Source organism: Pseudomonas caspiana, from assembly GCF_002158995.1.
Lineage (GTDB): Bacteria > Pseudomonadota > Gammaproteobacteria > Pseudomonadales > Pseudomonadaceae > Aquipseudomonas > Aquipseudomonas caspiana.
Genome location: NZ_LOHF01000036.1, coordinates 22,092 through 44,761, shown reverse-complemented (window position 1 = coordinate 44,761; position 22,670 = coordinate 22,092). Strand labels below are relative to the sequence as shown.

20 protein-coding genes and 3 pseudogenes are annotated in these 22,670 nt (G+C 54.7%); 15 read left to right on the top strand and 8 right to left on the bottom strand.

Features of this window, described 5'->3' with window-relative positions; translation table 11 throughout:
- Window positions 1-179: 179 nt before the first annotated feature.
- Window positions 180-590, bottom strand: a complete 411-nt coding sequence (gene uraH / locus AUC60_RS26035) for a hydroxyisourate hydrolase (RefSeq protein ID WP_087274256.1) — start codon at window positions 588-590, stop codon at window positions 180-182.
- Between the two features lie 15 nt (window positions 591-605).
- Complete coding sequence (locus tag AUC60_RS26030) at window positions 606-1,106, bottom strand: GlcG/HbpS family heme-binding protein (protein WP_087274268.1); 501 nt, start codon at window positions 1,104-1,106, stop codon at window positions 606-608.
- Between the two features lie 146 nt (window positions 1,107-1,252).
- On the opposite strand from AUC60_RS26030, the gene AUC60_RS26025 reads away from it, so the two are divergent.
- Together AUC60_RS26025 and AUC60_RS26020 are read left to right on the top strand one after the other, a co-directional pair.
- On the top strand, window positions 1,253-1,924 hold the full coding sequence (locus tag AUC60_RS26025) for a heavy metal response regulator transcription factor (protein ID WP_087274254.1): 672 nt from the start codon (window positions 1,253-1,255) through the stop codon (window positions 1,922-1,924).
- Window positions 1,921-3,297, top strand: a complete 1,377-nt coding sequence (locus AUC60_RS26020) for a heavy metal sensor histidine kinase (RefSeq protein ID WP_087274252.1) — start codon at window positions 1,921-1,923, stop codon at window positions 3,295-3,297. The genes AUC60_RS26025 and AUC60_RS26020 overlap by 4 nt, the downstream gene beginning before the upstream one ends.
- On the opposite strand, the gene AUC60_RS26015 is transcribed toward AUC60_RS26020, so the two are convergent.
- A complete protein-coding gene (locus AUC60_RS26015) occupies window positions 3,298-4,134 on the bottom strand; it encodes a sensor histidine kinase (protein ID WP_087274250.1) in 837 nt (278 codons plus the stop codon).
- Window positions 4,135-4,284: 150 nt separating this feature from the next.
- On the opposite strand from AUC60_RS26015, the gene AUC60_RS26010 reads away from it, so the two are divergent.
- From AUC60_RS26010 to AUC60_RS26000, 3 genes are all read left to right on the top strand, one after another.
- A complete protein-coding gene (locus tag AUC60_RS26010) occupies window positions 4,285-5,124 on the top strand; it encodes an AraC family transcriptional regulator (RefSeq protein WP_144443303.1) in 840 nt (279 codons plus the stop codon).
- A gap of 173 nt (window positions 5,125-5,297) precedes the next feature.
- Window positions 5,298-6,050, top strand: a complete 753-nt coding sequence (locus tag AUC60_RS26005) for a substrate-binding periplasmic protein (RefSeq protein WP_087274246.1) — start codon at window positions 5,298-5,300, stop codon at window positions 6,048-6,050.
- A 177-nt stretch (window positions 6,051-6,227) separates the two neighbouring features.
- Window positions 6,228-6,764 (top strand): hypothetical protein, encoded by a 537-nt coding sequence (locus AUC60_RS26000; RefSeq protein WP_087274244.1) that lies wholly within the window; start codon window positions 6,228-6,230, stop codon window positions 6,762-6,764.
- Window positions 6,765-7,064: 300 nt separating this feature from the next.
- Here AUC60_RS26000 and AUC60_RS25995 read toward each other — a convergent pair.
- Window positions 7,065-7,190 (bottom strand): annotated as a pseudogene (locus AUC60_RS25995) (LysR family transcriptional regulator); the annotation flags it as partial.
- Window positions 7,191-7,474: 284 nt separating this feature from the next.
- On the opposite strand from AUC60_RS25995, the gene AUC60_RS25990 reads away from it, so the two are divergent.
- Both AUC60_RS25990 and AUC60_RS25985 read left to right on the top strand, forming a co-directional pair.
- Entirely contained in the window at window positions 7,475-10,228 is a 2,754-nt protein-coding gene (locus AUC60_RS25990; RefSeq protein ID WP_405623857.1) for an ATP-dependent Clp protease ATP-binding subunit, read from the top strand.
- A 222-nt stretch (window positions 10,229-10,450) separates the two neighbouring features.
- Window positions 10,451-10,784, top strand: a pseudogene (locus AUC60_RS25985) (cation:proton antiporter domain-containing protein); the annotation flags it as partial.
- Window positions 10,785-10,882: 98 nt separating this feature from the next.
- Here AUC60_RS25985 and AUC60_RS25980 read toward each other — a convergent pair.
- A complete protein-coding gene (locus AUC60_RS25980) occupies window positions 10,883-11,866 on the bottom strand; it encodes an LLM class oxidoreductase (protein WP_087274240.1) in 984 nt (327 codons plus the stop codon).
- Window positions 11,867-12,514: 648 nt separating this feature from the next.
- Between AUC60_RS25980 and AUC60_RS25970 the strand changes: the two genes are divergently transcribed.
- Complete coding sequence (locus tag AUC60_RS25970) at window positions 12,515-13,006, top strand: phosphate-starvation-inducible PsiE family protein (protein WP_202973084.1); 492 nt, start codon at window positions 12,515-12,517, stop codon at window positions 13,004-13,006.
- Between the two features lie 227 nt (window positions 13,007-13,233).
- Here the strand turns inward: AUC60_RS25970 and AUC60_RS25965 are convergent, their stop codons facing one another.
- Entirely contained in the window at window positions 13,234-13,488 is a 255-nt protein-coding gene (locus AUC60_RS25965; RefSeq protein ID WP_238599645.1) for a LysR substrate-binding domain-containing protein, read from the bottom strand.
- Between the two features lie 200 nt (window positions 13,489-13,688).
- On the opposite strand from AUC60_RS25965, the gene gloA reads away from it, so the two are divergent.
- Window positions 13,689-14,084, top strand: a complete 396-nt coding sequence (gloA, locus tag AUC60_RS25960; protein WP_087274238.1) for a lactoylglutathione lyase — start codon at window positions 13,689-13,691, stop codon at window positions 14,082-14,084.
- 1,665 nt (window positions 14,085-15,749) lie between these two features.
- Here the strand turns inward: gloA and AUC60_RS25945 are convergent.
- The gene (locus AUC60_RS25945) at window positions 15,750-16,637 is read right to left on the bottom strand and encodes a LysR family transcriptional regulator (RefSeq protein ID WP_087274233.1); all 888 of its coding nucleotides are present in this window, start codon (window positions 16,635-16,637) and stop codon (window positions 15,750-15,752) included.
- Between the two features lie 102 nt (window positions 16,638-16,739).
- On the opposite strand from AUC60_RS25945, the gene AUC60_RS25940 reads away from it, so the two are divergent.
- The 3 genes from AUC60_RS25940 (at window position 16,740) to AUC60_RS25930 (ending at window position 19,291) form a co-directional block, all read left to right on the top strand.
- Window positions 16,740-17,738, top strand: coding sequence for a zinc-dependent alcohol dehydrogenase family protein (locus AUC60_RS25940; protein ID WP_087274231.1), 999 nt, complete (start codon window positions 16,740-16,742; stop codon window positions 17,736-17,738).
- A 229-nt stretch (window positions 17,739-17,967) separates the two neighbouring features.
- Complete coding sequence (locus AUC60_RS25935) at window positions 17,968-18,261, top strand: putative quinol monooxygenase (RefSeq protein WP_087274229.1); 294 nt, start codon at window positions 17,968-17,970, stop codon at window positions 18,259-18,261.
- A 10-nt stretch (window positions 18,262-18,271) separates the two neighbouring features.
- Window positions 18,272-19,291: a zinc-binding alcohol dehydrogenase family protein gene (locus tag AUC60_RS25930; protein ID WP_087274227.1), complete on the top strand. Its 1,020-nt coding sequence runs from the start codon at window positions 18,272-18,274 to the stop codon at window positions 19,289-19,291.
- 373 nt (window positions 19,292-19,664) lie between these two features.
- Here AUC60_RS25930 and AUC60_RS27760 read toward each other — a convergent pair.
- Window positions 19,665-19,835 (bottom strand): annotated as a pseudogene (locus tag AUC60_RS27760) (FAD-dependent oxidoreductase); the annotation flags it as partial.
- A gap of 511 nt (window positions 19,836-20,346) precedes the next feature.
- Here AUC60_RS27760 and AUC60_RS25925 point away from each other — a divergent pair.
- From AUC60_RS25925 to AUC60_RS25915, 3 genes are all read left to right on the top strand, one after another.
- Window positions 20,347-20,895 carry a redoxin domain-containing protein gene (locus tag AUC60_RS25925; RefSeq protein WP_087274225.1) on the top strand — a complete coding sequence of 183 codons (549 nt, stop codon included), beginning with the start codon at window positions 20,347-20,349 and terminating at the stop codon, window positions 20,893-20,895.
- 4 nt (window positions 20,896-20,899) lie between these two features.
- Window positions 20,900-21,439 carry a DsbA family protein gene (locus AUC60_RS25920; RefSeq protein WP_087274223.1) on the top strand — a complete coding sequence of 180 codons (540 nt, stop codon included), beginning with the start codon at window positions 20,900-20,902 and terminating at the stop codon, window positions 21,437-21,439.
- Window positions 21,440-21,537: 98 nt separating this feature from the next.
- Window positions 21,538-22,638 (top strand): low temperature requirement protein A, encoded by a 1,101-nt coding sequence (locus AUC60_RS25915; RefSeq protein WP_087274221.1) that lies wholly within the window; start codon window positions 21,538-21,540, stop codon window positions 22,636-22,638.
- Window positions 22,639-22,670 lie beyond the last annotated feature (32 nt).

Sequence of the window (22,670 nt, the reverse complement as noted above, 5' to 3'; positions counted from 1 at the left end):
GTGCATCCCTTGTAGGAGCCGAGCTTGCTCGCGATGAACGATGACGCGGTCTGGCCGTGAAACCGGGTCGCCTGAATCGCGGGCAAGCCCGGCTCCCACATGGGGTTGCCGGATCCCGGTAGGAGCCAACTTGTTGGCGAGACGCGAGTGCTGATTACACAGATCCGATGTCTCGCAAACTAGCTCCCGCGATACGTCGAGAACCCATAAGGGCTGATCAGCAGCGGGATGTGGTAATGCGGCAAGGTGCCGTCCACGTTGAAGATCACCGGCACTTCAGGGAAGAAGCTGGCCGTCTGGTGCTTCTGGAACCACTCACCGGTCTTGAACGTCACGCGATAGGTGCCCTTTTCCAGCGTTTTGCCTTCCGGATACAGGCCCGTAATCCGGCCTTGCTCGTTGGTTACACCTTTGTTCAGCGTGCTCCAGCCCTGGCCTTCCTGTTTTTCCAGGGTCACGCTGACATCGGAGGAGGGCAGGCCGTCCTGCAGGTTCAGCACGTGTACGCTCAGCGGATTACCCGCGGCCAGCGCAATGGATGAAAGGCCGCTTAATACAGCGCCGGCGATCAGTGTTTTCAGCATGTTCATGAGAGATGCTCCTGCTTATTTGAGGTTGGGTAAAACGTGGGTGATGCCTTTCAGCGCGCAGCCTTCATCGACTTCTGCACCGCCTGCGCCCGCTACGCCGATGGCACCGATGACCTGATCGCCTACTTTTAAAGGCACGCCACCGCCTAACAGCAGCAGCTCATCAAGGGTGTTGAGGTTCTCGGCTTCGGGATTGTTGCGGGCGCGCTCGGACAGCAGCCGCGTCGGGGTTTTGGTCGACAGCGCGGTAAACGCCTTACGCTGCGCGGCGAGGGTGTTGTGCGGGCCAACGTTGTCATCGCGCTGCACCGCAACCAGATTTCCGCCGCGATCCACCACCGCGGCGACGGCGGTTTTGCCATCGGCGTGGCAGGCCGCCAGGGTTGCATTGAGCAGGTCATTGGCAAGCTTGAGGGTCACATCCGGGCGCTGTGCAACGTTTTGCACGTCAGCCAACGCGACGCCGGACCCCATGGCCAGTGTCAGTAAAGAAAGGGTGACGCTTCGGATCAGCATGAAAATCTCCGGTTCAGGCTCGGCTGAGCAATTGCCAGCCATACTGCCCAAGCCTTCCGCACAAACTGATTGCCTGCGGATTACGTATTTGTAATGAGATGAGGTCGCGGATCGGCTTACGCTATGCGTCAGTGGCGGAGGACTTAATGCGTATCCTGGTAGTAGAAGACGAAGCGAAAACAGCGGATTACCTGCGCAAAGGGCTGGGGGAATCCGGCTATCTGGTGGAAGTCGCGTTGAACGGTCTGGACGGTCTGCATCTGGTGCAGGAAAGCGAGTTCGACCTGATCATCCTCGACGTCATGTTGCCCGGCCTCGATGGCTGGCAACTGCTGCAGATCATTCGCCGTAAATGGCAGACGCCCGTGCTGTTCCTCACCGCCCGCGATGCCGTGGAGGATCGGGTCAAAGGCCTCGAACTGGGCGCCGATGATTATCTGGTGAAACCCTTCTCCTATGCCGAATTGCTGGCGCGGGTTCGCACCTTGCTGCGTCGGGGACCGCCCCGTGAAGTCGAACAGTTCCAGATCGCCGATCTGCATCTGGATTTGCTCAAGCGCAAAGTCACGCGCAACGGCGAGCGCCTGAACCTGACCAACAAGGAATTCGCGCTGCTGCATCTTTTACTCAGTCGAGAGGGAGAAGTCCTGTCCCGTGCGCTGATCGCCTCTCACGTCTGGCAAATGAATTTCGATAGCGACACCAACGTGGTCGACGTCGCGATCCGCCGTTTACGTGCCAAGGTGGACGACCCGTATCAGGCAAAACTTATCCACACCGTGCGCGGCATTGGTTACCTGCTGGAGCTGCAACAATGACCCTATGGCCTCGCACGCTGAGCCTGCGTCTGGCGTTCATGTTCGCCTTGGTCAGCGTGCTGCTTTTAGGTGCTGTCGGGTTTTATCTCTACCAGTCTTTGCAGCGCGAAATCATCTGGCGAGACGATCAAGCGTTACTCGGTCGCGTGCAGCGTATGCAGGCGCTGATCACTGACAGCGACAGTATCGACGCTTTGCGCAAACGTCCGCAGCTGTACGAAAACATGCTGGGCAACCGCGACAATGTGCTGTGGATTGTCGATGACGCGGGGCAATTGCTCATCGACGTCAACCCGCTTTCCTTGCCTGTGCCGGACTTGCCGGCAGCGCCTTCACCGCAGTTGGGTGATAGCCCGGGTGATAAGTCGTTGCGGCTGGCGTGGTTCGACGTGCCAAGCACCGGCCGGCACCTCACGCTCATCGCGGGCAAACTGGTGAACGAGCGCGAGCAAATGCTTGGCGCCTATCGCATGAAAATCTGGATAGCCTTGCTGGTCGGCGCTGTGCTGGCGTTTCTGCTGGGCTGGATGGTCAGCCAGCGGGGTTTACGTCCGGTGCGGCAACTGGCGACACGAGCTGCAGCCATCGACGTGCAACACCTGCACCTGCGCCTGCATGAGTTCAAGGACGTGAGCGAACTGAGCGCCCTCAGTCATGCGCTCAACCAGATGCTTGCCCGGCTGGAAAACGGCTTCGCTCAGCTCACCCGTTTTAGTGAAGATCTCGCCCATGAAATGCGTACGCCGCTCAGCAACCTCATGGGCCAGACCCAGCAGGCGCTAGGCCGCAATCGCTCGTCCGAGGTCTATCAGGAGCTGCTGGTTTCCAATCAGGAAGAATACGAACGCCTGGCACGCATGATCGACAGCATGTTGTTCCTCGCACGTACCGAACAGCCCAAAGCGTCGATCAACCGTCAACAGATCGACCTGCGTGCCTTGGTCGCACAGCTGTGTGATTACTTCGAAGGCATGGGCGAAGATCGCGGCATCGAGCTGATCAACCAGAGCCAGGGCACGTTAAATGCCGACCCGGAATTACTGCGCCGCGCACTGGCCAATCTGATCGCCAACGCCCTGCGCTACGCCACACCGAATACTCCGGTCATTATCGGCAGCACGCCTGGCGCTGGCGGTTTAGAGATTTACGTTCATAACCTGGGCGAACCCATTGGTGCAGAGCATCTGCCTCATCTCTTCGAGCGCTTTTATCGCTGCGATCCTTCCCGCAACCAGCCCGGCGACTCAGGCGGATTGGGGTTGGCCATCGTGCACTCGATCATGCAAGCCCATGGCGGAAATGTCAGTGTGGCGAGCGATAGCGCAGGAACAGTTTTCAGGCTGGTGTTGCCAGTTGAGCCGTCATCGCTCTGATCACATGCAGGCCTTTTCGGAGGGCATTGCAAACATGAATACGGTTTCGCCGCGTCTGCTGACGGTATGCCTGAGGGCTGTGTCGTAACGCGAGAGAATTGTTTCGCAGATCGCCAGACCCATTCCCATCCCGTCTGCTTTGGTCGTGAAAAACGGCTCGCTGATAAAGGCTTGATAGCTTTCGGTGATACCGGGGCCGCTGTCCATTACGCAGATCAGTGTCTTTTCTGCCATGGGATAGGCCGCGAGAGAAATCTGCCGATTCTCTACGTGCTGGGCGCTGATGGCGTCGATGGCGTTGGACACGAGGTTACGCAGGACTAAATAGAGCTGAGTGCTGTCGGCGTGAACGCTGCAGCCCGGTTCGACCTGGAGGTTTACGGCGATGCTCTGGCACGCCAGCTCTTCTGCGAATCCCGCCACGACCTCGGCCATGACTGAATCAAGTTGCACGGTACAAGGCACCATCTGGCGCTGTGAGTAAGTTTGCAGCAGGGCTGAACTGATCTGGCTCATCTGTCTCGCGAGCATCGCGCAATCCCTGAGGCCTCGTAAGGCTTCAGGCACCTGGGGTTCATCGCGATCCAGCCAGCGAATCGACGCCTGAATGTTGCACAGCATCGATGACAGCGGCTGGCGCAACTCATGAACCACCGCCGCCACTGCGCAAGCCGTGTGGGATTCCGGCCCGAGAGACTTGGCAGTCAGGTTCAAGCTCGCGGGTATGGCGTGATGTTCCAAAGGGGCTGCAAGTCGTTGCGGGCACAGCATGACCGAAGATGTCTGGCCTTCGTTATGCAGACTCCGGTCCGGCAACTGCCTTAGCATGCGGGCCATTGATGTGATCCCTGATTTGGTAGGTCCTGATACCTTAAGGAGCCGTTCATCAAGGGTCTTGAAGAATCTTGCAAGGTTTAACTTTGCGCGTTAAATATTTGCGTGCAATTCTTCGGTTGATCTGTCTGCAAAAGCCTTGGGGTATTTTCCGTGCATGATGATTTCGAATCCGGATCCGGAAAAAACTCAGTCAGCGTCTGGACGATGGCCGACTTGTACGATGCCGAGCTACTTAAAGGTGCGTATTTCGACCATCGTTACCCGTGGCATACCCACGAAGAGTTCAGCCTCGGCATCGTGCTGGCTGGCGGCGTTTTTCTGCAGACCTTGCGATCGAGCGGCATTGCCAAACGCGGCAGTTTTGTTCTGATCAACCCCGATGAGTTGCACAGTGGACGGCCTGACGCGGGCGGCTGGTTATGCCGGACGCTGCATGTTCATCCAGACGTCTTCCTGAGAGTGGCCCGAGATAACTTCGGCATTACCGGCCTCCCGGTTTTTACCAGTCCCGTGGTTGAAGATCTGGTGCTGAGCGCCAGTTTGCTGGAGCTTCATCGCCTTTCGGAAACAGCCTGCTCTGCGCTCGAGCGCCAGTCGCGCATCACCGCAATGATCATCCGGCTGCTGGCTCAGCACACAAGTGCTATCCAACTGCCTGACTCACGTTTCAACGAACCCGTCGCAATCTCCGTCGCCCGCACCTATCTCGATGAAAACCTCTCAGACAAAGTCACCCTCGACGATCTCTCGAGAATCGTTGGCCTCCCGGCTCTCCAGCTGCTGAGAGCCTTTCGCCAGACCTGCGGCGTGACACCCCATGTCTACCAACTCCAGGCACGCGTACGTAAGGCCCACAAATTACTGAAAAGCGGCGTCGGGCTGGCTGAAGTGGCCATCGCTTCGGGGTTTGCCGATCAGCCGCATTTAACCCGGGTGTTCAAGTCGATCATGGGCGCAACGCCGGGGCAGTATGGACGGGGCAGGGGATAAGCTGCGTCAGACGGTCCCTAAGCCAGGAAGCCAGAATTCTCACAACCTGCGGCTTAATGATTCGTCCGTTTAAATAGCCGCTCAAAGTATCAAATGTCTTTTAGGGTCTATGCTTTGTTTGACCTTTCAGACAAGGCCCCTCCGTGCCGCGCACAGCCCACCAGGCAGACCCCGTGAGACATTCAACACTCAACGCAGCCTTGCTCTGTCTCTGCCTGTTCCTCGGCTTGCCCGCCAAAGCCGAGCAATATCAAATCGTGACCGAAGAGTGGGCGCCTTACAACTACATGGAGAACAACCAACTTACCGGCATGACCACCGAAATCGTTCGGGCCATCATGGCGCTGACCGGGGATAAGTTTGAAATAGTACTGCTGCCCAGCATGCGCGCCAGTTACGCGTTGAACTCGCGATCCAGGACCATCATGTACTCCATGTTCCGTACGGCTGAGCGCGAGCCGTTATACAAATGGGTCGGGCCTATCGTCGAAGAATCCATCCATCCCTACCAAATGGCCGACGCGCCGCCGGTGAATACCCTGGAGCAACTCCGGGAAGCTCCTATCGTGACCACCCGACACGCGGGCCTGGTGCCCACCACCTTGCAATCGCTCAACTTCACCAACCTCGACAAAACCGCCACCCAGAGTCCCCAGCTCTACCGCATGCTCCTCGCCGGACGCACCAGCATCATTGTCGGTGACACCGACGCCGGAGTGGCTTACTACAGCCGCCAACTGAAAATCCCTCCCGGCACGTTGCGGCAGATACCGGTGGAGGTTTACCGGTCGTCGTTGTACATCGCGTTCAGTCAGGATTGTGATGACGAGGTGGTGGCGGGTTGGGCGAAGGCGTTGGAGACGTTACGCGAGTCGGGGCAGTTAGCGACGATTCAGCGGCGGTACGAGTATCTTGAAGGAGGCTAGGGTGTTAAAGCCCAGCCGTGAGCCGCCCATAAACTTCAGCTCTACTTACCCGCCAGTTTCGATTTTCAAACAGGTTAATGGCTCCAGCCTCGATGTGCCTGTAACTGACATGTCACTGATATGATCTGTGCCCGGAGCCACCTGCTGGAGGTGGTCTGTTTGAGCACAGGAAGTCTCATGAAAAGAATGTTGTTTAGTGCATGTTTGCTGTCGCTGGCCGGTTGCGTCAGCTCGCCTGATACCTCTTTCACCCAAGCCACGCCAGGCTGTAAATCGGCGTCTGCCGACGTGAACGGCAAGCCGGTCGCCACACAGTTCTGCATCAAAACCATCGCCTTTAAACCGTCGCAATACCGCGTGACCGTCAACGATCAGGTACTGTTCACCGGCACTGATTATGAGCGCGTGGCCTTCACCAAAACCATCAAGGAAGGCCCGGCCAAGGGCGGCTGCGACGAGTTGATCGAGTTGCAAGGCTCCGGCTCCAAGGCCGTGGCCTTGAGCGAATTGCCGACTGACCTGGTAGCGAGCTGCCGGATTACCGCCGACGCGAACGGCAAATCCCAAGCCTTCAGCAAAGATGCAGCCTGCGACAAGGTGTTCTACACAGCACTAACGCCGTTGCTGGGTAAAGTCATCCCCGTTGAAATGGCCCGCCAGTGCAGCGTGTCGGTGGGTGAGCAGAAGGTGTTTGATCAGCGGTTCGATTTTTAAGAGTGGATGGGGCAGAGATTACTTATATCTCTGCTCCCGGCAGGTAACCTGATATTGCCAGGCAGGATTTTAATTGAAGCCTTTTCGTTTTGTGAACGTTATAGATAGCTGAGATGCTGAGCAGGATTGCGGCATGTTTGGACTCTGCGTAAAACAAAACTGAGAGGTTTTTAAGGAGTGGGTTGGTCCCCGTCCACCACATCACTGGCCGATAGTGTTCAATCGCTAATGGCTGCTTCCGGCCAAAAGCGGTCGTTCCCACGCGGCGGCTTTCGACCCAAAGCAGACGTTGCAGCGAACCGGAGATCCAACCACCGCCAACCGCCAATCCGGGCCTATGCGAACCGCAATCATGTCCTTGCTGATCGATTCGCCCATGCGAATTCCGGCATCGAAGCGTTCCTCGACAACGTTGGAGAATCCATAGCCACATGTGCTGATTAGCTGGTGGTTAACCACTGGCGGGATTTTTGATCATGAATTTATCAGACGTCGTTCGTCGGTATCCTGGGTCGCCCATAGCGTGTTTTGATGAGATCCGACTATCTTGATTGGATGGCGTCGTCTGTCGTGACTGCCATTCTCTGCAACATAATCGTCTTCCTGAACAAGCTCAGCGTAATGCGGATCTCATGTCCCAGCTTCTTGAGCATCGTTTACAGGGAAGTAGATCCGAATGAGTCCGTGTTATCCATCTTTGGAGACAACTCATCATGGCTACTCTCTGTGAAATATGTAATGCGAGACCAGCTGTAGCGCGGGTGACCGTATCGCAAAATGGCCAAGCCAGAACAATGTCCGTTTGCGACCACGATTACCGCCAACTCTTACGCCATCAAAGCATGTTGAATCCATTCGACTCTCTGCTGGGCGGAGGGGTGTCTCGCTTTTTCGACAGCATGGGCGGAGCAATGGATCAGGGGGGCGATGACTTCAGGCTCTCTGCGCAAGTGCCTCGAGAATCTGTCGACGCAACCGATGCATTCAGTTCCCAGACGCTCGAAATCTTGCAGCGCGCCGGAGAGAAAGCCCACGAACTGAACCGCAGCGAGCTCGATACTGAGCATCTGTTGTATGTGCTTGCCGATACCGACGTAGGCACAGCGTTGCTCAAGGAATTGAAGCTTTCTGCCGACGACATCAAAGGCTACATCGATCAACATGCGCAGAAGGGCACTGCTGAGGTTTCAGTCGATCAGATGACCATTTCGCCGCGTTTGAAGAAGGCTTTCAATTTTGCATTCCAGGCATCTCGTGATTTAGGGCATTCATACGTTGGCCCCGAACATTTGTTGATCGGTCTTGCTTCTGTCCCGGAAAGTATTGCCGGGACATTGCTTAAAAAATACGGCGTAACGCCTGAAACCCTGCGACAGAAGGTGGTCAAGGTGGTGGGCAAGGGGGCTGAAGATGGGCGAGTCGATACCCCGACGGGAACGCCGACACTCGACAAGTTCGGTCGCGACCTGACGTCGTTGGCTCGCGAGGGCAAGCTGGATCCCGTATTGGGTCGCGCGCAGGAAATCGAAAATACCATTGAGGTGCTGGCCCGCCGCAGGAAGAACAATCCGGTCCTGATCGGCGAACCCGGCGTCGGTAAGACAGCCATCGTTGAAGGGCTTGCACAGCGCATAGTAAAGGGTGATGTCCCGGAAATTCTGCGTGGCAGACGGCTGGTTGAAGTCAATCTGAACTCAATGGTCGCGGGCTCCAAATACCGTGGCGAATTTGAGGAGCGCGCTAAGCAACTCCTCGATGAAGTGGCTGCAAAGAGCTCGGAGCTGATTCTGTTCATCGACGAGCTGCATACGATCGTTGGCGCGGGGCAGGGAGGTGAAGAGGGCGGCCTGGACATTGCCAACGTATTGAAACCCGCACTGGCACGCGGGGAGCTCAGTCTGATCGGTGCGACGACGCTCAATGAGTACCAAAAGCACATCGAAAAAGATGCGGCGCTCGAAAGACGTTTTCAGCCCGTCCTGATATCCGAGCCCACCGTAGAACAGACCATCATTATCCTGCGTGGGCTGCGCGATAAGCTTGAGGCGCACCATCAGGTGACGTTCGCCGACGAAGCATTCGTGGCAGCGGCGGAGCTGTCGGATCGTTACATCACCTCGCGCTTTCTGCCGGACAAGGCCATTGACCTGATCGACCAGGCTGCGGCCCGCGTGCGCATCAGCGCCTCCTCAAGGCCTGCTGGCATTCAGGAGCTGGAAGCAGAAATCACCCAGCTCAAACGCGAACAGGACTATTCATCCTCGCGTAAACGCTTTGATGAATCCAAAGGCTTCGAAGAGCGCATCGGTCAAAAACAGGCCCAGTTGGGAGAGGAGACAGAAGCCTGGGAGCGCAAGACGGGTTCCGAAACCCTCGAGGTGACCCTTGAGTCGATTGCCGAAGTACTGTCCCGTCTGACCGGTATTCCGGTGACCGAACTCACCCAGGAAGAGCGTCAGAAGCTGCTGAATATGGAAGACACTTTGCGTGATCGGCTGGTCGGGCAGGAAGATGCTGTTCTCGCGGTCAGCGATGCCGTTCGTTTGTCGCGAGCCGGCCTTGGCCAAGCCAATAGACCTATTGCCACGTTTCTCTTTCTTGGCCCTACGGGCGTCGGCAAAACTGAACTTGCCAAAGCGTTGGCGGAAACGGTGTTTGGTGACGAGCAATCGATCATTCGTATTGATATGTCGGAGTACATGGAGCGTCATGCGGTTGCTCGGTTGATCGGTGCGCCACCCGGTTATGTGGGATACGACGAAGGTGGTCAGTTGACAGAGCGTGTCCGCCGCAAGCCCTACAGTGTGATTCTGCTCGACGAGATCGAGAAGGCGCATCCCGATGTGAACAACGTATTGCTGCAGGTATTCGACGATGGGCGTCTCACGGACGGCAAGGGACGTGTTGTCGACTTCAGCAATACGATCATCATTGCCACCAGCAACTTGGGCTCTCCCGTTATCATGGAGAATCTTGAGCGCCCGGAAGATGAACGCCTTACGGATAAAGCGTTACGTGATAAATTAATGGGAGTCTTGAAAGGGCATTTTCGTCCCGAATTCCTGAACCGTATTGATGACATCATCGTGTTCCATGCCCTTACGCGTGACAACATCCGATCGATTGTAGGCATTCAGCTTGATCGGGTAATTCGAACCGCAGCTGCACAGAACATCACAGTGAAAATTGATGGCTCACTCATTGATTATCTGGCGGATGTTGGTTATCAGCCTGAGTTTGGCGCGCGCGAGTTGAAACGTCAGATTCGCCAGACCGTCGAAACGCGGCTTGCGAAGGAAATGCTCGCTGGCAAGCTACAGGCCGGCGACAGCGTTGAGCTGGGTTACGACAAAGCGCGTAACGAAGTGCTCTTCAATAAGCTGGATGCGCCAAACGCCTCAGCAAACATGAGTCCGCCCGACCAGCCTGATGATCGCGTGTCTATCGCGGGGACAGGGACTTAGCTCAACCCGCTCCCGTCATTGGGCAGCGGCGCTGTTGATCACGTCGTGCAATGAAGCACTGGATCCTCGGATGCCTGGTCGAGCCCGGCAGACGAAGATGCGTCCTTGATGCACGCTCCGGAGGGTGCCTGGTCCTGAAGCCTTTTTTCGGGACTGAGCACTTATCTTCCTCGCTCTGTTCAGCACGCCTGGCCGCGGAAGCATTACCGGTCCTGATGTGTCCGCCCCCAGTTGGAGGCGGCCATAGAACCGTTTCGTGGCCTGCTGCTGGGGCTGTTCTTCCTCGGCGTCGACATGACGCTGGATCTGCAAGTGATGGCCAGAAACTGGCCGCTCATCACCTCCGGCGTGCTGTCGCTGATGGCGGTCAAGGCGTTGTGTATATGGCGTCGCGCTTCGCTAAAAGCAGCCACAGCGACGCACTGCATCCCTCCATGCTGATGGCACAGGGCGGCGAATTTGCGTTTGTGCCATTGCCGAAGCGCTCAAACTCAGGGTCATCAGTACCGAAGTCAACGCCAACATGACGGCTATCGTGGTGCTATCCATGGCGCTGGAACAGCGCCAGCCTGGCAGGCTTCGCCTTCGGGTGAAAGCAACTCATGGTCACCCAGCCGTAGATCACATCGGCCGGGCGTGGCGGTGGTCCGTGTATCAGTCCACTTCAGGACGCGGCTGTACTCCGAATTCCGGAACGATATGAGTACCCAGCTCCTCAATGACTTCCGCAGCAGGGCGCTTTCCGTATTTGAGATTCAGGATAACGTGGTCCACTCCGATTTCCTCAAGCGACTCCAGCAAAAACCGGAGATGGTAGCGCCCAAGTTTGAACCCCAAATGAATGCGAACAGGCTGCGTGGACGGATTCTCGTCGAGGTCGATGTAAAGCGACTGTGTGAAGGGCTTATAGACGGAGCCACATTGCTTCATGACCTCCTGCCGCCAATCTTCCACGATCAGTCGCTGCATGTTCGGTATGCGTGGATAGTTGATCCATCCGATGCTTTCGCGCGCGATCCAATCCAGTGACTGGCGACTGTTCCCGGTCACAAGCATTGGAATGAATTGGGTTGTGGGTTTCGGAATGAGGTCTGCGCCCCGCATCTCACCACCGCTCCAGCGGATGGGTTCAAAGCTGGTGCTGTGGGCTCTGCGAATCACCTCGTAGTGCTCTCGAAAGATTTCTCCGCGCCTTTCGGGATCGACGCCAAAAGCTGAAAACTCCACTGGGCGATCGCCGGAAGCTACACCCAGAATCAAGCGACCTGCGCTCAACTGATCGACGCTGGCTGATGCCTTGGCGGTGTGCAGAGGATGGTGTAACGGGATGGCAATGGATGCGGTGCCAAGCGCTATCTCCGCCGTATGCGCGGCCATGTAGCCCAGATAAACCCAAGGGTCGAACAGTTGGCCAACATCGCCGAAACCGGGGTCCCGAAGAGGCACGTCACGAAACCAGAGCGCGCAGAAACCCAACGCCTCCGCGCGTTTGGCCAATGCGACCTGGTTGAGCATGCTGGGCATGTCCCCATCGAAGGCCTCCAAAGGAAAGAACAATCCAAGGCTCAAATGACCCTGAGTGAAGGTCCGGCTGAACCCTCGATGCTCCTGATAAGGAATCGCGCTTGGCCGATACATACTGATTTTCCTCAATGGCAGAACGTGAACAGCGCCCCATTTCCAGAGGTGCTGCGGCATCGGTCGCTTGAGAACGACAGGTGGGGTAGTGCGTGAAGCTTTTATCCGTTGCGCCGTACATGCTGGTCGGGTCGACCGTATTGAGGGGCCAGTTGCTGGCGATACGCGCGGGCTGGTCCGGATTGGCTATGAACGGACGGTCAGAAGGGAAGCTGATTGCACCAGCCTTTGCTTCAACTGAGTAAAGGCGTGGGGTCATCCAACAAGCGTAGGCGGGTTTACAATGAATCGCCATGCTGGTTGTGACGATGATTGATACGCGTCGAAGATCCAGCCGCGATCGCAGGCGGCAAGACTGGGGCAGGGGATTGTGCGGGTCGAACAGATCACGCTCGCAATCATCGAGCGCAACGATAAGATTTCCATTATTAGCAACTAGAACCCAGACCAGCTCACGTCAACAGCCTGGGTTCACTGTTGCCGAGGCGGTCCGGCAGATTCCGATGCGGGTAGCGCATCGAGATCACTGGGATGGATTCGGCCGTACCCCCGAAACTCTGCTTCACTCAACTATCTGGCGCGCTGGATCAGCGGCTACAGGCGAGCCATGCCGACGGCTGAAACCACACGTGCTGGAGCAAAAACCTAATGAAGAATCCGGACCCCTCAGCGCCACTGCCTCCGAGATCGACGTTGAAAAGCCTTCATGTCCAGTGGTCACTGATGAACGCCTATGAGCGATTCGAGCAGATCATCGTGCTGGCGCTTGGCGTGATCATCTCGTGCGTCATCGTCATTGCTTTGATCCAGCTCTACAGACGAGTGCTGCCGCTGGTGGTAGGCGGCGCGATTGATCCCTTGGATCACGGCGATTTCCAGTTACTGTTCGGTTCGATCTTCACTGTATTGATCGCCTTGGAGTTCAAGCACTCCATCATTCGTCCGGCGTTCAGGCATGGCAGCATCGTGCAGCTGCGAACAGTGATTCTTATCTCGCTCCTGGCCCTGAGTCGCAAATTCGTGATTCTTGATTCCGCTTCAACGCCCGCCGCCACTATCGCTGCATTGGGGTTTGCAACGCTGGTCTTGGGGATCATCTATTGGCTGTTCACAAAACGGGGCAGATTGCCGGAGGAATAAAAGACGCAGCCCTATTTCGTTGGGGATTACCACCACGCCCCACCAAAAGACGCCGTCGGGGTTTGACGAGTTCGAATCGTTTTTAGACGTGGTTGCAATTAAACACCCTGACTGTCGATGACCTCAATGAAGTTTCTGATCAGGGGTGATTGCTGGTTCTTTCTCCAGACGAAATAGATATCGCTTGAATCCAGACTGGGCACCTGGTCAGCCTGAAACGTGTGCGCCTACCTGGCAAAACGATCCACATAACTCTCTGGTATGCAGGCGAAACCTATCCCTTGCGCGATACAGGCGAAGATACTCGGATACGATTCGATTTCCAGAATAGCCCGAGGCTGGATACCGCTGCTTTCCAACCAGTTATCGACCTGTTGTCTGTAGTGGATGTTCGAGGGCACACAATGCAGCGATGCGGCTGCTGCGGCTATCGTGCCGTGCTCGACGACAGCGCAAAAAAAGCCGAGCTGCGAAAGTTTCAAGAGAATCTCCTTTTATGATGGTCTGGCTCACATCTGGTCACTTTTAGTGATTGGTTTGGCAGCTTAACATTGTCCCGTCAAACTCCAGCCTTAAACAGACTGGCTTTTGGCTGAGCACTAGAGCTGAAATCGGGCTTACGATGAAAGCCTTTTTAGAGATGTTGGCTATGCAATGGGCCGACGCTGCCGCGGAGAAGTAGATGCGCATACTGCATACCATGTTGCGTGTAGTGAACCTGGACAAATCCATTCACTTCTACACGAGGCTGCTTGGCATGAACCTCTTAAGACGCAAAGACTACCCAGAGGGCAAGTTCACACTGGCTTTCCTTGGTTATGGTCCGGAGGCCGAGACGGTTGCCCTGGAGCTGACGCATAACTGGGGACAAAACAGCTATGAGCTTGGTGATGCTTACGGGCATGTCGCTATTGAGGTTGAAGATGCAGACGCGTTATGCAGCCGTGCTGCGATCATGGGATATCGCGTTCCGCGACCAGCAGGTGTTATGAAACATGGGCGTACGGTCATCGCGTTCATTGAGGACCCCAATGGATATAAGGTTGAGCTGATTCAAAAAGGTACGCAATTCGACTGAGCGAGCGCCGCGATCGCGCGATAAGAATCATTAACATATATCCACTCAACACCTCATTTGCATGAGGCTTGAAGTTTTAGGGGCGTCATCGAATAAACTGATCCTCCACTGCCACATCGTCAAGCCGGTAACGAATCCTACCGCTTTAAAACAGAACCCTGGCTGCCGATGAAAATATCAACCTCGTCGAAAACGCCGCATTTAAAATGGCGGCGTATGGGCTCAAACAATCAGGATACACTGGGTCGTTCGGAAACTCCTGTATGTTCTGATGCGCGCTCGTCTATCTGATCCAGAACTTCGTTAGTGTCAGAAATCAATTACTCTTCATAATCCAACCTCTAATGCTATAACTGTCATTCAGGTCCCTTACGACGCGCACTGCGTCCATCCTTTGTTTGTACGGCCCGATGACAACGAAGTTGTTTTCTCTGCACGCGACTGGCAATTGCATGTCCTTAATAGCTTTGATTGCGCGATTTCGGCTGGGTGTATTCATCGCTATCTCGATGACCCATACGCCGATCGAGGATGTGGCGAGAGCAGTGTGTCCAGCGGGAGGAACAACGTTTTCGCATGTCAAACAATGGCGTTGCAACGTAATAAGCGCCCATGGCCCTGTGCGAAAGAGGTGCCATTGAGGTTGGGTATTTTTTTTTGCGAGCGAAGAGTGCTAGGAATATACCGACGAGCGCAACCAGAGCAGTGAGGGCGAGCGTCCATCTGTAGGCCTGCAAATATGATGAAGGCTCGGCGGAAACGATCGACTCGTCTCATTGCTCGGCTGGAGGCTGAAAGGTGTCAGTCGTTTCAGCGTCTTGCGTATTGGATCCGTCTTCAAGCGTGGCCAACCAGACGGAGTCTTGCATGTTCAGTTGTGTCTTAATCTCGTTAGCGGCGTGATCCAGCAGCTGTCTTAGCCTTGCCCTTACTTGCCGGGTGTACGAATTATTTACGCTATTTTGACAAATTGGATTTGGGAACGGGTAGACCCATAACAGTATTGATAGCTGGGGCAGTACGCCAGTTGCCAATAGAAGCATCCCCAGTTTCTTCATAAAGGTGATCTCCAGATTCGTTGAGCATTTAATTGCCTGTTGTTAAGAGGCAGGGTTCAAGTTTGATCTCGGAAATGCTCTACATTCTTAAGCGAGGCAACACGCTTAAGAACCGAATTAAGTTGGCCGATTAATTGTAGTTTGAAGGCGCATCGGGGATGAACTCTATAAGCTGTCGGTTGACGAACAAGGCTCAGATCATTAAAAAAACCGTGCCAGACTGATGAAACGATAAACCCGCTAAAAGCGGGCATGTGCAGAGTATCGTGGGCAAGGTTTTAATCGGTAAGGATCAAAATTCAGCATCGGCCACTGAATCATTGGGCTTGTGTTCAGGAGTTATTGAGGCCCGTAACAGCACCCTAGTGTGCTATTCACATCGGCAATTGAAACATGGTAGTAATGATCGCGCTCGGCTTCGCTGCAGCCTTTCAGAAATAAGCGCAATTCGTCGAAAGTAGTATGTCTTTTCATACGATTGATTACTCAAAGGGCGACATTCCTTTCTCGAGGGTCTACAAACCTCATTGATCTGCACTTTGAGTGACACTTCCCGGTCTTCTTACTCCATCCGGCAGGGTTTGTCGTGGCGGCACTGTCGCTTTCTTTAAACGGGGTGGGCCGCGACCCACTCTTTGAGATGAGCAACAAAGCTGAGGACAGTCGGAGCGATGTTTTCTCTTGAAGGGTAGACCGCATAGATTCCCACCGGCGGCTCAATGGCCCAATCGGAAAATGCCTCCAACAGCGCTCCTGAGTCAAGATCATCTCGTACATGCCAGTCCATGAGCAGCGCTACTCCATGTCCATCTATCGCCATCTGGCGAACCACTTCCCCCAGACTGGATGAAAACCGTTTGCGTATTTTGCAGGTTTTTTTGACGCCTCCCCGGGACATGGCCCAGCTGGAATCCTTACCAACGATGAGGCCGTCCAGCATGGCCAGTTCTTTTGGAGAGATAGGCATGCCCTGTTTTTCCCAATACTGGGGGGCGGCGCAAATCAGACGTCGAGAGGCAGCAATTCTTTGCGCGATCAGGGACGAATCGGCCATCACGCCGTGCCGAATCGCAAGGTCGGTACCATGGGCGGCCAGATCAACCAGTTGATCCGTCGGATGGAGATCAACGATGACGCCAGGGTAGCGTTTGAGATAACTGCTTACGACGCTCGATAAATAACCTTGGGCAAATGTCGCGGAAGCGGTTATGCGCAGATGACCGGTAATCTCGGTCTTCTGAAAAAATCCTCGCTCGGCCTTCTCGACACTTTCGAGGATGCTCAGGGCATGCTGATAAAGCTTCTCACCGTCAGAAGTGGGGCTGAGTTTGCGGGTGGTGCGGTTAAAAAGTCTCCGACCCACGCTGTCTTCAAGGGCCAGAAGACGCTTACTTCCGCCCGCAGCTGTCATCCCCAGCCGTTCGGAAGCCGCACGGATGGATCCCTCCTCAAAAACGGCAATAAACAAACGCAATTCATCGATGGAATCCAGCACTTATTACCAACCAACAGGACCGAAAGATTCAACAACTCTAACGTACTTATCCCATTTTATTGATGATAATTTGGTGGCCTATAGTTCCTCGGAGTTAAACCCTTGAAAGCCATTGTGATAAATCAGCATGGTAGCTCAGACCTTTTTGTCGAAATTCAGACGGACAATCCCCGCGCGCGAGCAGGTCATGTGATTGTCGATGTGCGGGCGACAAGCGTGAATCCAGTGGACACGAAAATTCGCCGTGGCAGCGAAGGTACGGCTGGTCTGACTTTCCCGGCCACTCTTCACATTGATGTTTCAGGGGTGGTCAGCTCCGTCGGTACTGGCGTGACGCGCTTCAACCCAGGCGATGAAGTCTATGGCTGTTTCGGCGGTATCGTGGGGATTCCCGGTGCGCTGGCAGATCAGATGGAGGTCGATGCCGAGATGCTGGCGCTAAAACCCAAGTCGCTCTCTTTTGGCGAAGCAGCAAGCTTGCCGCTGGTGGCGATTACGGCATGGGAGGCGCTGATCGACCGTGCTTCGATCCAACCCAATGACAATGTCCTTGTACATGGTGGCACCGGCGGTGTCGGGCACATAGGCATTCAATTGGCCAAGGTTCTGGGAGCCAGGGTATCGACGACGGTTTCCACACCGGAAAAAGCGGAAATTGCCCGTCGATTGGGCGCCGATGAAATTATTTTTTATAAAAGCGAGACGCCTCAGGAATACAGTCAGCGAATCACTGAAGGAACGGGATTCGATACGGTCTTCGATACCCTGGGCGGCGAGGTCTTACAGAACTCGCTGAAAGCCGCGAAGCTCAAGGGCCATGTCGTCTCGATCATCGGTTACGACACCTACGATCTGACCGAAATGCACTTCAAGGCATTGAGACTTGACCTGGTATTCATGGCTGTTTCGATCATTCATAACCAAGACCGCAAGCACCATGGCGAGATCCTGCAAAGACTGGCTGCCTTGGTTGATCGCGGCTTGGTCAAGCCACTGATCGATGAGCGCCATGATTTCACTGCTGCGGGTGTCAGTGCGGCACATGATCGCCTAGAGTCAGGTCGTGCCATTGGCAAAGTCGTCATTGAGCGAAAGGCTTAGTCGCGCCGAGACAGGATCGTGTGCACCGCGCCCGGAAGACAGTGACTCAGTCTTCCCCTGCGACGAGTTTATGTGTGTCGTGCCGATGGTCTGGATTTCGACCAAGCCGGCATCTCGCAGCACCGCGGATTCAGCTTGTTGGCCGCACGGCCGACGGCATGGATATCTTCGATACACCCGTGCCAGCTAACTCGCTCTCTCTTTATAACGCCCACAAACAGGAGGTTTGATGACCACCCCTCTGACACTGATTGCCACTTTGATCGCCAAGGTCGGGTTTGAAGCCGAACTCGAGCAGACGCTGCAGGGCCTGCAAGGCCCGAGCCGAGCCGAAGCGGATTGCATCCAGTACGACTTCCATTGTGATGCCGAGCACCCTCGCACTTTCCACATGATCGAACAGTGGCGCACCGAAGCGGCGCTGACTGCTCACGAAGCGACACCGCATTTTCAGGCCGCGCTCCCTTTCATCGAGCGTGCTGCTGAAAAGCTCACCATCACGAAAATGTATCGCATCTCCTGAGGTTCTTCGAATGAAAGCCATTGCACACTTCAAATGCCTGCCTATCGAACATCCCGACGCCTTGGTGGAGATCGATATACCCGAGCCAGTGCCGAAGCCGCGCGACTTGCTCGTAGAGGTAAAGGCCGTATCGGTCAATCCTGTCGATACCAAGGTGCGACGGGGCTACGTACCACATGAAAACGAAAGCCAGCCCCGTATCCTCGGATGGGACGCTGCTGGGGTGGTCAAGTCGGTCGGCAGCGACGTGACGCTGTTCAAGCCCGGTGACAGGGTCTGGTACGCGGGATCGTTGATCCGCCCAGGCAGCAACAGTGAGCTGCAACTGGTGGACGAGCGTATCGTCGGTTCAATGCCCAAGTCGCTGGATTTCAGCCAGGCTGCGGCATTGCCACTGACTTCCCTGACCGCCTGGGAGTTACTGTTCGATCGCCTCGGTGTTACGCGTGATACCACCGACCGAGGCGAGACGCTGCTCATCGTCGGCGCTGCGGGCGGGGTGGGTTCAATCCTGACTCAGTTGGCACGTCAACTGACCGGGCTGACGATCATCGGTACGGCTTCGCGCCCGGAAACCCAGGCCTGGGTCACCGAGCTGGGTGCGCATCACGTCATCGACCATACCAAGCCACTCAGCGAAGAGCTCAAGCGCATTGGCATTGGACAAGTCAGCTATGTCGCAAGTCTGAACCAGACTGATCGGCACTACGAGCAAATCATCGAATCACTGAAGCCTCAGGGCAGGCTGGGCCTGATCGATGATCCGGCAACGCTTGACGTTGTGCCGCTGAAGCGTAAGAGCCTGTCGTTGCACTGGGAGCTGATGTATACCCGCTCGCTTTACGAAACCGAGGACATGCAGGAGCAGCACAACATCCTCAACGAAATTGCGCGGCACGTTGATTCGGGTCTCTTGCGCACCACTCTCGGCGATAACTACGGACGCCTCAGCGCAGAAAATCTTCGTCGTGCCCATGCTCTGCTAGAAAGCGGCAAGGCGAAGGGCAAGATCGTTCTGGAGGGCTTCTAATAGGTACCACAGAAACGACTGGGTAATCTCCAGCTCCAAGTACTCATCACGCAAACCGTGTTGCTTCAGGCGCTTGGACACGCACGGGAAGCACCGAATCCCGAAACTGCCGGGCCTCGATCGGCCTCAAGCAACGCGATCAAAGACCAAACACAGCAGAACCATGGGCTCCTCCTCACAGACAGCTTTCGACCCTTAGCTGCCTGTCAAGGAATGCAGCGTTCGGCCAAAAGCGGTCAGTGACAATATTCGCAAAGGCTACCGCTCAGCTTCCCGAAGACCGATCTCGACTATTCGTTAGGTACAGCACCATCGCTGCACGAGCCGCATCTTTGATTGCTGCTCCGCGCAGTGCTGCAATGGGGTCACGTTATCCGTATAGGATGTTGATCCATGCGAGTGAATCTCCAATCACTCCCGACGCGATACCTTCAGCCTCAACCAAGGTGATATTCGCGCCTTTATCAGCCAGATGATACGCCAGCGAAGCGCCCACGATGCCGGCACTAATGACAACGACTCGTTTGTCCAGAGCATTTCCCATATCAACCTTCATTCTGTCGACCTGAAGGCGGTTTCAGTGTCTGCCTCTGGTCGATTTCTGCTTGTCGTAACGGGCAGCAGTTGTCGTCCAGAAAGCAGATGTAGATTTGTCTGAAGTGGCGAAATAGCTGCCAAAATCATCGTGTTAAAACGCCGCCTGAAATGGCAGCAAGATAAGCGCGTGAGTGTTGTTGGCACTGGAGGGTACCGAAAATTCGTTCAGCTACTACGGTAAGCGTCATCAACGACTATAGTCATTGGTGAGCCAGAGCGAATCCGACCATTCCCCTGCCAACCTGGCCTCAATCCAAATCCGCGATTACACGGAGGATCTCCTTGCATGCGTTGATGCGGAACGTGAACGTCTCGCGGCCGAAATCACTCAGGCTCAGGCTGAGATCGAGGCATCGTTGTGTTTTTTTAAACCCCTTGATGGTGGATGGAGTTATCCCACCGGGCACGTCGTATCCCACTGAGCACGCCCCTACCACCCATCTATCAAGGTTCAAGCAATGAACACTTCAGAATTGGATGATGCAAAAGAAACGAACGACGACCTGGGTCAGGGGCCGCTGTCAGCCGGCACTGTCGCGCCCGACTTTTCGCTGTACGCGACCCCTGATCAACAGTTGTCGCTGCGCGAGCTGAAGGGAAATCCCGTGATACTGGCGTTTTATCCCGCTGACTGGAGTTCGGTTTGTGGCGACCAACTGACTTTGTACAACCAGGTGCTACCCACATTCAGAGAATACGGTGCGACGCTACTGGGTATCTCAGTTGACAGCGCCTGGTGTCATCAGGCCTTTGCCAAAGATCGAAATTTTCACTTCAGCCTGCTGGCCGATTTCGAGCCCAAAGGGGCTGTGGCACGACAGTATGGAGCGTACGAGTCCCACCTCGGGGTTTGTAAGCGTGCGCTGTTCGTGATTGACAAGGACGGGGTGGTTGCTTGGAGCTACGTCTCCCCGATGGCAATCAACCCTGGTGCGGACGGTATTCTGGATGCGCTGGATGCTTTGGCGAATTCGTCACAAAGCACACCAACCAAAATTAGCAGGTGATCCCATGGCCACTCTCAAAGTTCCGGTAAGTGCCATCGACCATCGCCAGGGAAGTGCGCATGCCAAAGTCACCTTGCTGGAATTTGGCGACTATGAATGTCCCTATTGCGGTGAAGCGTATTGGATGGTCAAGAATCTGCAGCAGCATTTTCGCGATGATTTGCTGTTCGTGTTCCGTAACTTTCCTCTGACCACCGCTCATCCGCATGCGCTGGGTGCAGCGGTCACCGCGGAGTATGCCGGGAGTCGAGGGTTCTTCTGGGAGGCTCACGACGAATTGTATGAAAATCAGGATCGATTGGGTCTGCCGCTGTATCGCGCCATTGTTCTAAAACACGGCCTTTCCAGCGGGGAACTCGACGTTGCCATGCGAGAGGACACTTACATCCCCAAAATACAGTCCGACTTCAATGGCGGTGTACGCAGCGGCGTGAACGGTACTCCGGCGTTTTACTTTGACGGGCTTCGCTATGACGGGGTCCCAGAGTTCAACGAGATGAGTCAGATGATTGAGCTTCTGTTAGTGCGCGGACGAAATCGCTAGATAGCCACATCGGCCTGGCATCACCCACACCAGAGCCGAGGGCAAACCAGCGTTAGCTTCCTTCTACATTAAAGAGGTGTACACGGAGCCGCCAGCTAATGAAATCTTTGAAGTATTATGAAAAAAATCGACACGCCACATGGTTGGAGTTGTTTTTCGACCTGACTTTCGTTGTTACGATAGGCCAGGTTACGCATACTCTCGGACATGTTCATGAAGGCCACTTTGAACATAAGCAAATATGGACATTCTTACTGCTTTTTGTACCGTTGTGGTGGATCTGGTCCAGTCACACGATTTACTCCAACAGGTTTGATACAGACAGCAATCTTCACCGTTTGGCAACATTATTCATAATGCTCCTGCTCATTGTGCTATCGGCAGGGATCGGGGAAGACCTGGAAGTGAACTACCCGCTTATTATTTCCTGCTATTTTGGCATACGTGCGATCATCAGTGTTATGTACATTTCGTCCATTAGTAAACTCGATTCTCGCGGCGAACTTTCCTCAAGGCTTGGCTTCGCCCTATTAGTTAGCGCAGTTATTAGCCTTTCATCCGTTATTTTTGACCCGCCCTTGCGTTACCTTGTTGCTTATATTGGGATTGTTCTTGATATTCTGTTTCCTGTATTTTTCTGGACTAAACTAAAACCATTGCCAGCACACACAGAACACTTGGTTGAGCGCATAGGCCTACTCACCCTAATCTTATTGGGGGAGTCAATTATTAGCCTTTCCGGAGGCTTATCTAACATTCAATGGGGTTATTATAATGTGATGGCGGCCATCACCGGATTTATCATGATTTGCAGTATCTGGTGGATCTATTTTGATAGTTTTTACCTATTGAACAAACATCAAAGCAGTATGAATGGGCACGCCTTAATCTACTCGCACCTTTTTCTTTTTATGGGGCTAGCACTTCTGGCAAATTTGATTAGGCATGCGATCCTGAACGACATTGCGATACGCGATTTCCAGATTATGTCGATCACCGGCATGGCCTTGTTTTTCCTAGGTAAGCAATATGGCTATTTCATAGCCGTGAGTAGAATAAGGAAGTACATACTGCAAAACACCTTGATCGTGTTTTCTTTAGGCGGGTTAGTTATATTTCTACCGCGTGTCGAGTACATATTGGTCGGCCTGACAGTAACCATGATCTGTTATGTTCTCCTGAATTTCAGATATCGTTGAGTCTTTATTATCAGGCCACAGCTCGGGAAAAG